Below are 15,889 nucleotides of genomic sequence, written 5' to 3' on the forward strand. Positions count from 1 at the left end.
CGCGCGGCCCCCCACTACTTGGTGCCAGCCGCGCACCGCCCCCCCGCGACCCCCCACCGCCGCGCCCGGTGTGGGGCCGCCGAGCCGCGGCACGCGCCCACCACTCACGGGAAGTATGAGAACACGTTACAGTTTCGGGGAGTGCCAGCCGCCCCGAGAGGATCGTCATGTCCGAATCCAGCCCTGTTCACCCTCGCTCGGCCAACACCATCGCCACCTGGGACCGTGAGGCGGACGTCGTCGTCGCGGGTTACGGAATCGCGGGCGTCACGGCCGCCATCGAGTCGGCGCGGGCGGGCGCCGAGGTGCTGGTCCTCGAGCGGACGAGCGGATGGGGTGGCGCGGCGGCCCTCGCCGGCGGATTCGTCTACCTGGGCGGTGGGACGCCACTACAGACGGCCTGCGGCTTCGAGGATTCGCCGGAGAACATGAGGAAGTTCATGATGGCCGCGCTCGGCCCCGGCGCGGACGAGGAGAAGATCACGGACTACTGCAACGGGAGCGTCGAGCATTACAACTGGCTCGTCGACTGCGGAGTCCCGTTCAAGGCGACGTTCTGGAGTGAACCCGGATGGGAGCCGCCCTTCGACGACGGCCTCATGTACTCCGGCGGCGAGAACGCTGCACCGTTCGACGAAATCGCCACACCGGCCCCGCGCGGGCACGTTCCGCAGATGGAGAACAAGCGGACCGGCGAGAAGGGCGGCGGTTACATGCTGATGCAGCCGCTGGTCGACACCGCCGAAAAGCTCGGAGTGAAGGCCGAGTACGACGTGCGTGTGCAGACCCTCGTCACGGACGAGCACGGCCGGGTCGTCGGCATCGTCGCCAAGCGGTACGGCAAGGAGATCGCCGTGAAGGCACGTCGCGGTGTCGTCCTCGCCACGGGAAGCTTCGCCTACAACGACAGGATGATCGAGTCCTATGCACCTCGGATGATCGGGCGCCCCGGTGCGGCGATCGAGGAGCACGACGGCCGGTCGATCCGCATGGCTCAAGCCCTGGGTGCGGACCTCGCGCACATGGATGCCACGGAAGTCGCGTTTCTGTGCGACCCACAGTTGATGGTCAGGGGAATCCTCGTGAACGGGCGAGGGCAGCGGTACATCGCCGAGGACACCTACTCGGGACGCATCGGCCAGGCAACGCTGTTCCGCCAGGACAACCAGGCCTACCTCGTGATCGACGAGGCGGCATACGAGGAAGGTGCGGCAGGAACGTCGTCGACGCCTTTCCTGCGACAGCGACCGAAGTGGGTGGCCGAGACGGTCGAGGAACTCGAGGCCGACATGGGGCTGCCTGCAGGGTCGCTGCAGGCGACCGTCGAGGTCTACAACAAACACGCCGCCGAGTCCGCCGACCCGTTGCTGAGGAAGAAGCCGGAGTGGGTGAAGCCCATCGGCACACCCGTTGCCGCCGTCGACCTGCGTGGAATGACACTGGGGTTCACGCTGGGCGGCCTCCGCACGACCATCGATTCGGAGGTTCTGCACGTCTCGGGAGAACCGATCGCCGGTCTGTACGCGGCAGGACGATGCACGTCCGGTGTGTGCGCGGGTGGGTACGCGAGCGGGACGTCGCTCGGCGACGGCAGCTTCTACGGTCGACGGGCAGGCATCAGCGCGGCGAAGAACACGCCGCAGTGACGACCTCCTCGAGGTGGGTGCGGTCGACGCCCTGGTCCGCCTCGTCGCTCAGCAGACGAACCAGGTCGGCAGCAGGCATCGCACGGGCGTCTCGATAGGTGTCGCACGTGAGATCCACTTCCCACTGCTTCACCCCGTAAAAGGTCGTACGGTCCCTATTCGGGTGTTTCGTCCACTGCGACAACAGCATCTGTGACCGGGCGAGGCTGCTGAACGGATGGATACACGGCGCGTACAGGCACGGCGCCTCCGCCGGCGACACCTGAACTCGGGGGACCGTCCACTCCCCCTCCGGACGTTCGGCAGTACGTGTGACGGCACCCAACGCGCCATCGCAGTACGACAACACGACGCGTCCTTCGATGAACTGGGTGGACAACTCGCCGATGCAGCCCCGCGGCAACGTGGGCGTCAGAATCGGGGTCGTGTGCCCGCCCGGCCGGAACGCCCACTCCCCCGATGCGTCGCACCCCCAGAATTCGTAGGTGCTGCGATTCCACATGGTTTTCCAGTGCACGCGCATCAGGTGGATGCCACCGTCCGGTCTGCGCCCCTCGTCGGTTCCGTGGATGTACACCCACCGTTCACCGGGAATCATCAGCAGCGTGTTGTTCTGAAAGTGCCGCCATTCACCGGAGTTGGGGAAGTCCATGTTCGGGTGGTCCCCCTCGATGTCCCAGGTCCGCTCCCATTTCTCGGCGTGCGTATCGATCGAGGTCCACATTCGCGAGTGGAAAGTCGACCAACTTCCATCCGTGACAACGGGATCCCAGGATCGGACGGCGGCAGTCGTCATGATGAAACGACCGTCCGGCAAATGGATCAGATCGTTCGGAATGTTCGTGAATCCGTCAGGAAGCCTTCCGGCACGCGGTGTTCCGGCGTGACGATACGGAATCATCTGCCGCGCAACGTCACCACCGATCGCGTTGTCCCAGCAGATACCGTTCTCGATATCGGGATTGGACTGACGCAGCCCCACCGGGCACCGCCAGTTCTGTGGCGTCGCCACCAGATCCGGGGTCTCGTCGAACGTGTCGCCGAAGATCGCGATCGTATATCCGTGCTGCGTCGTGGACACGTAGCCGAGATCGGTGGCCCGGAAACCGAAGCGTGCGGTCTCGTCGCCGGTCAGGGTCTTTCTCGACAGTGCCATGGCCACTCCTTTCGAAGTCGCGCGAGCTTTCCGTTCACACCGCTTCTCCCGTCACACGGTATTGATACTTCGGCCTGCGCGCATAGCATCGAGGGTGTGGACCGACGACGCATGGCAGATCCCCGTTCCCTCATCGGAACGTGGTCGTTCTCGCGCGTGATCGACGACCGAATGGCGGGCGCGCGCAGCACCGTCACGGGTCGAGCGGAACTCGTGGCAGAGAGCGACGACCGCGTTCGTTGGCACGAAACGGGAGTTCTCGTCACGGGTGGACACGAACTCCCCGTGTATCGCACCCTGCTGATCGTGGTGCGGGACGGGGCGTGGGTGGTCACGTTCGAGGACGGTCGCTACTTCCACCCGTGGGCACCGGGTGAGCAGGTCGAGCACCCCTGTGGCCGCGATACCTACCTCGGCCACGTCGACGTCGGGCATCTCGCGGCAGACACGGTCGACGGGTGGACCATCAGGTGGGACGTCAGCGGACCTGCCAAGGACTACACGATGACGACGGTCCTCACGCCCGAGCGACTCGGGGAAACTGTCGCCGCCGACGACTCCGAGACGGTTGGATGAACCCGGTCGAAAAATTCTCGGCCCGAAGTGTCGATTCGAAACCACTGGTTCGTAGTCGTAGTGAAGGACCGAAAAGCGCCGGCAACAGCCGGACACGACGAAGGGACACCGTCATGGCGCAATACCTGCTTTCCGTACACATGGTCGAGGGCGAAGAGACCCCCAGCGACGAAGAAATGCAGCGGATGTATGCCGCGACCGACGCACTGAATCGAGAGATGCAGGACAAGGGCGTGTGGGTATACGCCAACGGTCTGCAGCCGGCCGACATCGCGACTGTGGTGAAAGTGCAGAACGACAAGCTGGTGACCACCGACGGCCCGTTCTCCGAGGCCAAAGAACACATCGGCGGGTTCTGGATTCTGGAGGTCACAGACCTCGACGCGGCGCTCGAATGGGCAGGCAAAGCGACGAGGGCCTGCGGTGGCCCGGTCGAGGTCCGCCCTTTCCAGACAACCCCGGACGCCTGACAAGGACCAGGACGCACCGCCCGTGCCTGTCGACGCCGCCGAAATCGCCCGCCACTTCCGCGAGGAGTACGGACGTGCAGTGGCCACCCTGGTCCGCTCCTTCGGCGACATCGACGCCGCCGAGGAAGCGGTCCAGGATGCGTTCACGACCGCTGTCGACAAGTGGCCGGAATCCGGGCTTCCGCCCAATCCAGGAGCGTGGATCGTGACCACTGCTCGAAACAAGGCGATCGACCGCTTGCGGAGGGAATCGTCGCGCCATGATCGTCACGTCGATGCGGCGCGACTGCAGAGCTGCGACGCCGACGCCGCGCCCGGGCAGGTCGGACCCATGAGCGACGACCGGCTTCGTCTCATCTTCACCTGTTGCCACCCATCGTTGGCGAGCAGCTCCCAGGTCGCCCTGACTCTGCGGCTGCTGGGCGGGCTGGAGACTCCCGAGATCGCCCGTGCGTTCCTCGTTCCCGAATCGACGATGGCGCAGCGGATCGTTCGAGCGAAACGCAAGATCAAGGCCGCGATGATCCCTTTCCGAATCCCCACCGACGCCGATCTCCCCGATCGACTGAGCGCGGTTCATCGAGTCCTGTACCTCATCTTCAATGAGGGTTACACCGCCTCCGCCGGTGAGCAACTGATTCGCGAGGACGTATGCGCCGAAGCGATCCGACTGACTCGTCTGCTGGTCGAGTTGATGCCGGACGAGCCCGAGGCTTCCGGGTTGCTCGCCCTCATGTTGCTGACCGAGGCCAGACGAATGGCACGAACCGACAGCGACGGAAACCTCGTACCCCTCCCCGAGCAGGACAGGTCGTCGTGGGACCGAACGATGATCGACGAGGGGCACAACCTCGTACGGGAGAGTCTGCGTCGCAATCAACCGGGCCAGTATCAGATCCTCGCCGCGATTAACGCCGTCCACACCGACGCCGCCTCCGCCCAGGAGACGTCGTGGGTTCAGATCCTCGCGCTGTACGACCACCTGTTCGCGATGACCCCCACACCCGTCGTCGCAGTGAACCGGGCGGTGGCGGTAGCAGAGGTGGAGGGTCCGGCCGCCGGTCTCGCCGCATTGGAACTCGTGGATCTTTCCCACTACCACCTCTTCCATTCGACCCGGGCGGAGCTACTACACAGACTCGGGCACCGTTCGGACGCAGCCGCCGCCTACCGCGCCGCGCTGGCATTGACCACCAACAACGCGGAGCAGCGGTTCTTGATCAGCCGCCTGACCGCACTCGGCTGGGCCGATTAGCCGTCTGGCCTGGATTTCCGGTACAGTCGATCGCGTTGTCTCGGCGAGGGTGAACCGCGAAGTTCCACATAGCTGGCTCACCGTGATCGACGCGGCCACGGCTCTGCTCGAGCGTTGACGCTCCTGGCCGTGCGCGCCTGTCCTCGTCGGAGGCAAGAAGACGCCAGCCAGTAAACATTCGTGAGTTGTAGGAGCCGTTTCACCATGTCCGACGAAAATCGTCTCGTAGCCTCCACCCGCACCGAGTTCGGCAAGGGTGCCGCACGCCGTGCACGTCGTGACGGGCAGGTCCCCGCGGTTCTCTACGGCCACGGAACCGACCCCCGCCACCTGAACCTTCCGTCGCTCGAGTTCGCCGCGATCCTCCGTAACCACGGCACCAACGCGATCCTCCACCTCGACATCGACGGCAAGGAGCAGATCGCACTGACCAAGTCGGTCGTCGTGCACCCGATCCGCCCGTACATCGAGCACGCCGACCTCCTCGTCGTGAAGAAGGGCGAGAAGGTCGTCATCGACGTTCCCGTCGTCGTCTCCGGTGACGCCGCCGCCGGCACCCTCGTCTCGCAGGACTCCACTGTCGTGTCCGTCGAGGTCGACGCGCTGAAGATCCCCGAGCAGATCGACGTCTCGGTCGAGGGCGCAGAGATCGGTACCCAGATCCTCGCCCAGAACCTCGAGCTGCCCAAGGGCGCGACCCTGCAGTCGGATGCCGAGCTGCTCATCGTCAACGTCGTCGAGGCACCCACCGCCGAGGAGCTCGAAGAGGAGCTGGACGAGGATCTCGTCGCCGACGAAGCTGCTCCGGCCGAAGAGGCTGCAGAAGAAGAAGAGGCTGCCGAGGACGAGAAGTCCGAGGACTGAATCTCTCGTACCTGACTCGACGGCGCGTCGTCCCGGATTCCGGGACGGCGCGCCGTTCGCGTACGAGAATCCGTGTTGCCGAACGTCGACGAAAGGACCCTGGACACGATGAGCGACGACACCGCCCTGGTCGTTGGACTCGGCAACCCCGGCCCGCAGTACGAGAAGACGCGGCACAACGTGGGTTTCATGGTGGCGGACGTGCTCGCCGGACGGATGGGCGGCAAATTCAGCGCGCACAAGAAGAGCGGGGCCGAGATCGTGCAGGGCCGAATCGCGGGGCGCCCGGTGATTCTCGCGAAACCGCGTTCGTACATGAACCTCTCGGGAAGGTCGGTGGCGGGACTGACCCGTTTCTTCTCGATCGAGCCGTCGAACGTCGTGGTCGTACACGACGAACTGGATCTCGACTTCCCCACCCTCCGTCTCAAGCAGGGCGGCGGCGAAGGCGGACACAACGGTCTGCGATCCATCTCGAGTTCTCTGGGTACCAAGGACTATCTGCGAACCCGGGTGGGTATCGGCCGACCGCCGGGCCGGATGGATCCGGCGTCCTACGTCCTCAAGCCGTTCTCGTCGGTGGAGCGCAAGGAACTGCCGCTCGTCTGCGCGGAAGCGGCGGACGCGGTGGAACTGCTCCTGCAGGTCGGGCTCGAAGCGGCGCAGAATCGCCTCCACTGACCCCTGTGCGTGGTCGACGAGTACCTGGACTCGCTAACCACTCACGGGGGTGATGAGGGTGGCAGAGGAGTTGCGGCGCAACTTTCCCGAGGACGTCTTCGGAATACTGCCCGGCCCCAGCACCGCAACGGTGCGCGGACGAGCGCCGACCTCGGCGAACACCGCATGCACCACCTCACGCTCGATGCGCTTGACCACCTCCGGATCGTCGACGCTGTTCGTCTCCACGGCGACGCCGAAGCTCTCACGCTTCTGACCCGCACCCAATCGGATCGCAACGGCGTTGCCCGGTCGCACACCCGCAACCGATCCCGCAGCCCGCTCGATATCGGTGGGATAGATGTTGCGGCCGCCCATGATGATGACGTCCTTCACGCGACCACACACGACGACGAGACCTTCCTCGGTGAAGTATCCGAGGTCGCCTGTGTCGAGCCAGCCTTCGGCATTCTGCGCGGCCTTCTTTCCCTGCAGGGTGATGTAGCCGGGTGTCACCGCCTCACCCCGAACCTGGATGACTCCCACACCGCGATCGGGCAGCACCTGCCCATCCTGATCCACGACGCGTCCTTCCAAGTTCGGAACCAGAGTCCCCAGTGTCGCGAGTCGACGCGCGTTGGGTTTCGTCGACGGAACCGCTCGGTGCATGGCCTCGAGGAAGTCCGGGTCCACGAGGTCGAGCACTTGTCCCTTGTCTGGGTCCGGGATGGACACGGCGAGGGTCGCTTCCGCCATTCCGTACGTCGGCGCCAGTGCGGACGGTTCGAGTCCGAACCGGGACCCGGCATCCGCGAGCGCATCCATGGTGTCGGGGTCGACGGGTTCGGCCCCGTTCCACATGTAGCGAATGCTGGACAGGTCTACGGCCCCGTCCTGTGCTTGACGCAGACGGCGGGCAAGCAGCGAGTACGCAAAATTCGGTGCGGCGGTGACGGTGCCGCGATACTTCCCGATCAGTTCGGCCCACAGGAGCGGACTCCGGAGAAAGTCCATCGGCGTGATGCTGACGACCTCGGCACCCACCTGCATCGGAACACTGAGGAAGCCGACCATCCCCATGTCGTGAAACAGGGGCAGCCAGCTGATCATGACGTCGTCTTCGAGAGAGAACTTGATCCGGTCGATCATCGCGTAGGCGTTGACGTAGAAATTCCCGTGCGTGATCTGCACCGCCTTGGGTGTGCCGGTCGATCCCGAAGTGAGTTGCTGCAGCACGATGTCGGTCTCCGCAGTTTCGACCGGCGAGACCGCAGGCCCGCGCCTCAGGTCCTCCACCGTGACGACGGTGATGCCGCGTTCTTCGAGCAGTGGCTTGGCGACGTCGAACGGTGACCCCAGCACCACCGCTTTCGCCTCGATCATCCCGATGACGGCCTCGGTATCCTTCGCCCACAGCTCGAGGTCCGTGCGCGGTGTCGGCTGGTGCAGCATGGTGACCGATCCGCCGCGCATCCACGTCGCCTGGCAGGCGGGCGCGATGTCGACAGGCTGGCCCGCCAGGATTCCGAGCGCGTCCCCGGGCCCGATACCGGCTCCGGCGAGTCGGCCGGCCATCCGCCGTGCGGCCTCGTGAATCAGACCCCAGGTCTGTCGGTGCGGAGCGTCCGGCTCACCGGTCACGAGACCTTTGTCGGAGCGCTTCGCGGTGGCGAACATTTCGTCGGTGAACCTGCTCACGAGAATCTCCTCCTACGTGGCCCCGCCTACCTGTTGACATCACGCCCGGGGAAGAGTTCGTTACCGGCACCGCTGCGAAAAGATCCGCACGCGGCCCCGCGTATCCTGGTGTGCGGTCTTCGGCCGAACCGTCGTAATCGGCCCTGCACGCACACTTTCTTCGAGAGGCTTTCCGTTGACTACCCCGTCCGACTCGGCCGAACACATTCCAGCCGCGCCGAAAGGTCTGGCTGCAGAGGCTCGACGTCGCCGCACCTTCGCGGTCATCTCGCATCCGGACGCCGGAAAGTCGACCCTGACCGAGGCGTTGGCGCTGCACGCCAAGGTCATCGCCGAGGCGGGGGCAGTGCACGGCAAGGCGGGACGTAAGTCGACGGTGTCCGACTGGATGGAGATGGAAAAGGCGCGCGGCATCTCCGTCAGTTCCACGGCTCTGCAGTTCAACTACCGCTCGACCGAGAACGACGAAGAAATCGACAACGTCGTCAACCTCGTCGACACTCCGGGCCACTCCGACTTCTCCGAGGACACATATCGCGTTCTCACGGCCGTCGACGCCGCGGTGATGCTCATCGACGCGGCCAAGGGCCTCGAACCACAGACCCTGAAACTGTTCCAGGTGTGCCGTCATCGCGGTATCCCGGTCATCACGGTCGTCAACAAGTGGGACCGGCCCGGCCGCGCACCGCTCGAACTGCTCGACGAGATTCAGGAGCGCATCGGTCTGACGCCCACGCCGCTCTTCTGGCCGGTCGGTATCGCCGGCGACTTCCGCGGGCTCCTGCGTCGCGGACAAGACGGCATTCCGCTCGAGTACATTCGCTTCACCCGAACTGCCGGCGGCGCCAAGATCGCGCCCGAGGAGATCCTCGACGCCGCCGGCGCCCAGGCGAAGGAAGGCGACGAGTGGGAGACCGCCGCGGAGGAGAGCGAACTCCTCTCGGCGACCGGGCAGGATCACGACCAGGAGCTCTTCCTCGCCGGCCAGACGTCGCCGGTGATCTTCGCGTCCGCAATGCTCAACTTCGGTGTTCGCCAGATCCTCGACACTCTGGTCGCGATCGCTCCCGCACCGAGAGCCCGTGACGACGTCGCCGGCAATCCGCGAGAGGTGACCGACCCGTTCAGCGCCGTCGTGTTCAAGGTGCAGGCGGGCATGGATACCGCACACCGCGACCGACTCGCGTTCATGCGCATCGTGTCCGGTGAATTCGAGCGCGGCATGGTCGTCACGCACGCCCAGACCGGCAAGCCCTTCACGACGAAGTACGCATTGACGGTCTTCGGTCGCGAGCGTGCCACCGTCGAAACCGCCTATCCCGGCGACGTGGTCGGCCTCGTCAACGCGACCGCGCTCGCTCCGGGCCACACCCTCTTCTTCGACAAGAAGGTCGAGTTCCCGCCCATCCCGTCCTTCGCACCCGAACACTTCTCGATCCTTCGGGCCGAGAGCGCCGGCAAGTACAAGCAGTTCCGGCGCGCCGTGGACCAGCTCGATTCCGAGGGCGTCGTACAGATTCTTCGAAACGACATTCGTGGCGACGCTTCGCCCGTCATGGCGGCGGTCGGACCGATGCAGTTCGAGGTCGTGTCCGCGCGCATGAAGGCCGAGTTCGGTGTGGAAGCCCGGATGGAGCATCTCGGCTACGCGCTGGCCCGGCGCACGGACACCGCGTCCGAGAACGAACTCAACCGACAGCGCGGGGTCGAGGTGTTCACACGGTCGGACGGAGTTCTTCTCGCGCTCGTCAGCGACAAGTGGCGTCTGCAATACATCCAGAAGGAACTCCCGGACCTGACACTGGAACCGCTGGTCGCAGCGGCAGACTGATTTTCGGTCTCGACACGCCTCCTCACCGCAGTGCGACGCCGGAACCTCTACTGGTAGCTTTCAGGTCCACCGAGCAAACTGGCTGGCTGTTTGCGGTACCAGGAGCGACGACACACGATGGACAACGGCATCTCCACCAACGGAACCACGAGCGGGTTGACCGGCACGACCCCGAGCAGCGACAACGCAACCGGCAGTTCCGCGAACGGCACCTCGAACGGTTCCGACGGATCGGCCTCGGAGTCGTTCACCTTTCCACTTCCGCGCCGGAAGCCGGGCGCCTCCATCGACGCGGCGACGCACGGGACCTCCGACACGGAACCGTCATTCGACTCGAGTTCTGCTTCGGCTAGCGGATTCGACACCTCGTACGGCAACTGGAGTGCTGCCCCGGCGGAACCGATGAGCCGTCCCGAGCTCGAGTACCGCCCGGAGCCCGAGTACCGCGAGCCCGTCCGCCCCGCCGCAACGACCGGCGCGGCGAGCCCCTCCGAGGACTCCACGCAGATTCCTGACCTTCCGCCCACCGATTTCGATGCACTGGGAAGAACCGTCATGCGTCGAAAGGCAATGGGAGAAGCCGCCGTTCGGGTCGCAGGCAGACTGGCTCACGCCGAGCTGCTCGAGGAGTACTCGAAGACCTCCGACGGCGTGGACACCGAGCCGACTGCAGGCGCGGACGTTCTTCTGAACTTGCTCGGCGACTACCTGGCAGCGGCCGGATTCGATCGTCCCGAACTTCACGCCAAGCTGTCCGGTCAGTCGATCGTGATCGATCTGGCAACCCCCCGAAAGTAGTACGAGGTCAGTCCGTGAGGCCACCGACCAACATCCAGCGGTGGCCGAACGGATCGATCAACGTGGCATTGCGGTGCCCGTGACTCTCGGAGATCCACCGCTCCACGTCGCCTCCGGCATCTCGTGCCCGCATGAGCACACCATCCGGATCGTCCACTGGGAGCATCAGGCTGACCGAGGTCGAACCCGATTCGGGTGCGGTCAATCCCATCTCCGGAAATTCTTCCGCAAAGTAGATCATTCCCGCCGAGAACTCGAGTTCCACGTGACCGATCCGACCGTCGTCCATCACGACGGGGTCACCGACGACCGTGGCACCGAAAACCGTCGCGTACCACTCGATGGCTTCCTTCGCGTTTCGAACCGTCAAGTACGGCAACGCGCCGGACGTCGGCAGAGCCGAACTGTCCGAAGATGATTCGGTCACGCGATGAGTCCGTCCGGGGGCGCGACGTTCACAATGTTCGACGGGAGAGTCGCGAGTGTTGCCCACCTGTTCGACGTGAGCCGGAAGCTCGGCACGTCCGACAGTGACACCACTGTTTCCCACAATCGGTCGTAACCGGTGTGCGCGATGCGCCACTGCCCGTCTTGGCAACGCGAATACCGGTCGTGGTAGTAGGCGGATCCTCGCATCAGAATGCCGTCTTCCGGAACCACCACGGTGTCGGCGAGACACCAGATACCGGTGGCTTCGTCGCCGTCGACGTCGATCTCCGGCTGCCCACACTGATGCTCGGTGATCATGTGCGTGCCGAGCGTGTTCTCCAGAAACGACACGAACGAGTCGCGGGAATCGAATTGCAACTGTTCGCCGTAGATGGCGGTCGCATCCGGCATGAGAGTCTCCGCGAGATCACTCCACGACTTCGTATCGAGAGCGCGCGCGTACCTGTACTTGAGCCTCTCGATATCCTTGACCGCTTCGAGATCCATGTCCCCGCCTCCTGTGCAGCAAGCATGTAGCCCTTTTATGAAGGCTAGCCCGTTCGCCACGAAATCGGGGCCTAAACTTGATCAAATACCCTTGACACCCGTGTGCACAGGGCTGCGACAGAACTTGCGACAGCCGATCTCACGGCCACAGTTCGTGGTGCGACCAGCCGTCCTGGTCGCAGTGGTAAACCCACCGCAAATGTCTGCGACCGGGGTCCGCCTGCCAGAATTCGACGCTGTCCGGAGCGAGACACCACGCTCGCCAGGTATCCGACACGTAGGTGGGATCGGACTCGATCCGCTCCACAGCCGACTCCACTGCCGCCGTGTACTCCTGCGGATCCAACAGTGACTCACTTTGCCGACTGGCCGCCGCAACGGCACGCGCAGTCACCGAGCGTTCGCGAAAGTCCCGGGCCGACAGGACCCGGCCGCCCTCGCGCACCACACCCCGCACCCGGACTTGTCTACCTTGTTCTCGCCAGTACAGAGTCAGTGCTGCAACAGGATTCGCGCCCAACTGCACGCCCTTGGGCGAACGAACGTCACCCGAGAACCAGAACCCTTCGTCCGTGACATCCTTCAGGATCAGAAAGCGCGCGTCCGGAACGCCGGTGCTGTCCACCGTGGACAGCGCGGCCGCGTGTGGCTCCGGCACACCGGCTGCCACCGCCTCCTCCAGCCACTCCAGAAACTTCGTGATCGGCGAATCCGGTAACGGGCCCAAATCGGGCACGGCCCCTCCCAATGTGGGGAACGACCGAATCCACGAGCGGGTGTCTTCGGTCATTCGAGCTCCGCAGCCAGCTCCATCCACCGCTCCTCGGTGGTCTCCTTTTCCGCGATCACCTGCTTGAGCTCCGCGTCGAGCTTCTGCAGGCGATCCGGGTCGGTCGCTGCCTCGGCGAGTTGAACGTGAAGCCTCGCCTCACGATCGTCCAGCTTCGCGACGCTCCGCTCGAGCCGAGACAGTTCCTTGCGGGCAGCGCGATCGGCCGCCCCGTCGCGATTCTTCTTGGCCGTGGATGCCCCGGCAGCCGTCGACGCGACGGACGGCGCTCCCCCGTCGCCCATGCGGGCACGGCGCTCGAGGTATTCCTCGATTCCTCTCGGGAGGTTGGTCAGCTTCCCGTCGCCGAACAGGGCCCATGTGGTGTCACAGATGCGTTCGACGAGGTACCGGTCGTGACTGATCACAACCATGGTGCCGGCCCAACCGTCGAGCAGGTCCTCGAGCTGCTGCAGAGTGTCGATGTCGAGGTCGTTGGTGGGCTCGTCGAGCAGCAGTACGTTCGGCTCGGCCATCAGGACGCGGGTGAGCTGCAGTCGGCGTCGCTCACCACCCGAGAGATCGCCCACGGGCGTCCGCTGCCGCGCCGGAGTGAATCCGAGTCGTTCGGCGAGCTGGCCCGCCGATATTTCCTTGTCCCCGAGAGTGATTCGCTCTGCGACGTCCTTGACCGCCTCGAGCACCCGCATGTCGGTCGGCAGATCGTCGAGTTCCTGACGCAACCAGCCGATGCGAACGGTCTGGCCCTGAATGCGCTTGCCCGACGCGGGTTCGATCTCCCCCGCGAGCGTCCGCAACAGTGTGGTCTTGCCCGAGCCGTTGACGCCCACGAGACCGACACGCTCGCCCGGAGCGAGCCGCCAGGTCAGGTCGTTCACAAGAACACGCCCATCAGGAGTCTCGAGACGTGCGTCCTCGAGTTCCACGACGACCGTGCCGAGCCGTCGCTGGGCAAAGGATGCGAGAGCTACCGAGTCTCGGGGCGGTGGCACGTTGGCGATCAGAGCCTCGGCAGCCTCGATCCGGTACTTCGGCTTCGACGTCCGCGCCGGTGCTCCCCGCCGCAACCACGCGAGTTCCTTGCGCGCCAGGTTGCGGCGGCGTTCCTCGGAGGCATCGCCCTGACGCGAACGCTCGGCGCGCGCGAAAATCCAGTCGTTGTAACCACCTTCGTAACTCTCGACCTTGCCGCCCACCACTTCCCAGGTGCGGTTGGCAACCGTGTCGAGAAACCACCGGTCGTGAGTCACGACGACCAGGGCACTGCGCCGAGATACCAGATGCTCGGCGAGCCACTGCACACCTTCGACGTCCAGATGGTTGGTCGGCTCGTCGAGAACGAGCAGATCCAGATCCTGGACCAGTGCCGCGGCCAGAGCGACCCGACGGCGTTCTCCACCGGACAACCCGTCGACCTTCACGTCCAGTGCGGATTCGCCGCCGCCCGCACCGCCGAGGTTGTCGATACCGATGCCGGTGAGGATGCTGCGAATACGCGCGTCCCCCGCCCATTCATGGTGCGCGACGTCCAACGGCCCGAGAACGACCTCGCCGACCGTGGCACCCGGGGCGAGGGAGCCGCGCTGCGTCACGACCGCCATTCGTAGCCCACCGACTCGCGACACCCGTCCCGAATCCGGCGGCTCGAGCCCTGCGAGAACCTCGAGCATCGTGGTCTTGCCACCGCCGTTGAGTCCGACGACCCCGATCCGCTCGCCTTCCTCCACGCCGAGCGATACGGAGTCCAACAACGGCTTGATGCCGAAGGACTTCGACACCTGTTCGAGGTTGATCAGATTGGCCATGTCAGCGTGATCCTTCCGCCGCGTGGTCGATTGTTCGTGCGCCGTGGACCGGTCCGTGCGCAACCCGAACCGTGCGGCAGACCCCCGCCCCGGCGAGTTCGGCGCCGACCCGAACCGCGGCATCCGCGTCGGCACACAGGAAGGCACAGGTGGGTCCGGAACCCGACACGATTCCGGCCAGAGCTCCCGCGGTCACGCCCGCCCGCAACGTACGTCGCAGCGCGGGAGCCAGCGACAGAGCCGCTGCCTGCATGTCGTTGCCCAGCAGCGGCGCCAACGCGGCTGCATCACCCGCGGCGAGTGCGTGCATCAAAGCGTCCGCACCTCCGAGTCTCGGCGGCGCACCCTCTGTGCGCAACCGGTCGAGCTCCTGGAAAACGGTCGGGGTGCTCAGCCCACCCTTCGCCAGCGCGAGCACCCAGTGGAACGAGTTCCGAGACAACACAGGTAGGAGTTTCTCCCCACGACCGGTACCCATCGCGGTTCCGCCGTGCAGAGAGAAGGGCACGTCGCTACCCAACTCCGACGCGTACATCGCCAGTTCTTCGCGGCTCATCTCGAGTTCCCACAAAGCATTGAGTCCTACCAGGGTCGCGGCTGCGTCGGCACTTCCTCCGGCCATCCCACCTGCGACGGGGATGCCCTTGTCGATCGTGATCTCCACGTCCGGGCTGTAGCCGGCTTCGGCGCCCAGCAGCTCCGCTGCCTTCCACACCAGATTGGTGGCGTCGGTGGGCACCGATCTCGCGTCTTCACCACGCACCTTCACCGCGAGAGTGCCCGCGGGAGCGACCGTCACCGTGTCGCAGAGCGACAATGCCTGGAAAACGGTGGTCAACTCGTGGTACCCGTCGTCGCGCAGGTCACCGACCGCGAGGTGCAGGTTGACCTTGGATGGAGCCCGAACGGTCACCGGGCGTTGCACGACTGAGAGCACAAGGATCAACAATAGGCGTCGCCCACCGCCTGCGCGGAATCCCTGCCCAGTCGAGTCCCGACGAGAAAGATCGAACCGATGAGAACACCGATTCCCGATTATCTCGACGAGACTCTCGACTCCCTGCGAGCGGGGTCGCGGGAGGCCTCCTCGGCGCACTGCCGGGACAGGTGGGATCGGGCCCTTCTCGCCCCGCCTGGACGGGCACGGCAACAGCGTGCGCGGGGTCGTGGCAGAGACCGAACCCTTCGGCCCACGTGCCTTGCGCGGCGTCCGGGTCGTGTCGATCGGTTCACCGACGGCGGTCGACGCATGGTGCTCGAAGGTATGCGCAGGTTGGCGGCCGATGGAGCCGAGGTTGGCGTGCTCGACCCCGACGATTCTCTGCCGGATCCCGACATGGGCGACGGGACTCTACCGTTCGACGCCAGGTCAGACTGTTCTTCACCGAACTGCTATCGCGGACA

The 15,889-nt window shown here is 65.2% G+C and carries 16 protein-coding genes; 8 read left to right on the forward strand and 8 right to left on the reverse strand.

Annotation, left to right across the window (positions count from 1 at the left end):
• Positions 1-167: 167 nt before the first annotated feature.
• A complete protein-coding gene (locus ACFWO3_RS13140; RefSeq protein ID WP_378577999.1) occupies positions 168-1,646 on the forward strand; it encodes an FAD-dependent oxidoreductase in 1,479 nt (492 codons plus the stop codon).
• Here the strand turns inward: ACFWO3_RS13140 and ACFWO3_RS13145 are convergent.
• Positions 1,618-2,802, reverse strand: coding sequence for a DUF4185 domain-containing protein (locus tag ACFWO3_RS13145; protein WP_378578001.1), 1,185 nt, complete (start codon positions 2,800-2,802; stop codon positions 1,618-1,620). The two genes, ACFWO3_RS13140 and ACFWO3_RS13145, sit on opposite strands and share 29 nt — an antisense overlap.
• Positions 2,803-2,913: 111 nt before the next feature.
• On the opposite strand from ACFWO3_RS13145, the gene ACFWO3_RS13150 reads away from it, so the two are divergent.
• The 5 genes from ACFWO3_RS13150 to pth all read left to right on the forward strand — a co-directional run bounded on the left by ACFWO3_RS13150 (position 2,914) and on the right by pth (position 6,648).
• Positions 2,914-3,378, forward strand: a complete 465-nt coding sequence (locus tag ACFWO3_RS13150; protein WP_378578003.1) for a DUF6314 family protein — start codon at positions 2,914-2,916, stop codon at positions 3,376-3,378.
• A gap of 113 nt (positions 3,379-3,491) precedes the next feature.
• Complete coding sequence (locus ACFWO3_RS13155) at positions 3,492-3,848, forward strand: YciI family protein (protein WP_378578005.1); 357 nt, start codon at positions 3,492-3,494, stop codon at positions 3,846-3,848.
• Positions 3,849-3,870: 22 nt separating this feature from the next.
• A complete protein-coding gene (locus ACFWO3_RS13160; RefSeq protein ID WP_378578007.1) occupies positions 3,871-5,103 on the forward strand; it encodes an RNA polymerase sigma factor in 1,233 nt (410 codons plus the stop codon).
• 204 nt (positions 5,104-5,307) lie between these two features.
• Positions 5,308-5,967, forward strand: a complete 660-nt coding sequence (locus ACFWO3_RS13165; protein ID WP_378578009.1) for a 50S ribosomal protein L25/general stress protein Ctc — start codon at positions 5,308-5,310, stop codon at positions 5,965-5,967.
• A gap of 108 nt (positions 5,968-6,075) precedes the next feature.
• The gene (gene pth, locus ACFWO3_RS13170; protein ID WP_378578011.1) at positions 6,076-6,648 is read left to right on the forward strand and encodes an aminoacyl-tRNA hydrolase; all 573 of its coding nucleotides are present in this window, start codon (positions 6,076-6,078) and stop codon (positions 6,646-6,648) included.
• Positions 6,649-6,681: 33 nt separating this feature from the next.
• On the opposite strand, the gene ACFWO3_RS13175 is transcribed toward pth, so the two are convergent.
• On the reverse strand, positions 6,682-8,325 hold the full coding sequence (locus tag ACFWO3_RS13175; protein ID WP_378578013.1) for a fatty acyl-AMP ligase: 1,644 nt from the start codon (positions 8,323-8,325) through the stop codon (positions 6,682-6,684).
• Between the two features lie 175 nt (positions 8,326-8,500).
• On the opposite strand from ACFWO3_RS13175, the gene ACFWO3_RS13180 reads away from it, so the two are divergent.
• On the forward strand, positions 8,501-10,156 hold the full coding sequence (locus ACFWO3_RS13180) for a peptide chain release factor 3 (protein ID WP_378578015.1): 1,656 nt from the start codon (positions 8,501-8,503) through the stop codon (positions 10,154-10,156).
• 47 nt (positions 10,157-10,203) lie between these two features.
• On the opposite strand, the gene ACFWO3_RS13185 is transcribed toward ACFWO3_RS13180, so the two are convergent.
• Entirely contained in the window at positions 10,204-10,521 is a 318-nt protein-coding gene (locus tag ACFWO3_RS13185) for a hypothetical protein (protein WP_378578017.1), read from the reverse strand.
• Between the two features lie 37 nt (positions 10,522-10,558).
• Here ACFWO3_RS13185 and ACFWO3_RS13190 point away from each other — a divergent pair, with 37 nt between their 5' ends.
• Positions 10,559-10,954: a hypothetical protein gene (locus ACFWO3_RS13190; protein ID WP_378578019.1), complete on the forward strand. Its 396-nt coding sequence runs from the start codon at positions 10,559-10,561 to the stop codon at positions 10,952-10,954.
• 7 nt (positions 10,955-10,961) lie between these two features.
• On the opposite strand, the gene ACFWO3_RS13195 is transcribed toward ACFWO3_RS13190, so the two are convergent.
• The 5 genes from ACFWO3_RS13195 to ACFWO3_RS13215 all read right to left on the reverse strand — a co-directional run bounded on the left by ACFWO3_RS13195 (position 10,962) and on the right by ACFWO3_RS13215 (position 15,422).
• Complete coding sequence (locus ACFWO3_RS13195) at positions 10,962-11,381, reverse strand: VOC family protein (protein ID WP_378578021.1); 420 nt, start codon at positions 11,379-11,381, stop codon at positions 10,962-10,964.
• On the reverse strand, positions 11,378-11,890 hold the full coding sequence (locus ACFWO3_RS13200; protein WP_378578023.1) for a nuclear transport factor 2 family protein: 513 nt from the start codon (positions 11,888-11,890) through the stop codon (positions 11,378-11,380). The genes ACFWO3_RS13195 and ACFWO3_RS13200 overlap by 4 nt, the downstream gene beginning before the upstream one ends.
• A 139-nt stretch (positions 11,891-12,029) precedes the next feature.
• Positions 12,030-12,680, reverse strand: a complete 651-nt coding sequence (locus tag ACFWO3_RS13205; protein ID WP_378578026.1) for a pyridoxal 5'-phosphate synthase — start codon at positions 12,678-12,680, stop codon at positions 12,030-12,032.
• Complete coding sequence (locus tag ACFWO3_RS13210; RefSeq protein WP_378578028.1) at positions 12,677-14,485, reverse strand: ABC-F family ATP-binding cassette domain-containing protein; 1,809 nt, start codon at positions 14,483-14,485, stop codon at positions 12,677-12,679. The genes ACFWO3_RS13205 and ACFWO3_RS13210 overlap by 4 nt, the downstream gene beginning before the upstream one ends.
• Position 14,486: 1 nt before the next feature.
• Positions 14,487-15,422 carry a 4-(cytidine 5'-diphospho)-2-C-methyl-D-erythritol kinase gene (locus ACFWO3_RS13215; protein ID WP_378578030.1) on the reverse strand — a complete coding sequence of 312 codons (936 nt, stop codon included), beginning with the start codon at positions 15,420-15,422 and terminating at the stop codon, positions 14,487-14,489.
• Positions 15,423-15,889 lie beyond the last annotated feature (467 nt).

Origin of the sequence: Rhodococcus sp. NPDC058521 (genome assembly GCF_042719695.1) — a bacterium.
Taxonomy (GTDB): Bacteria; Actinomycetota; Actinomycetes; order Mycobacteriales; family Mycobacteriaceae; genus Rhodococcus_F.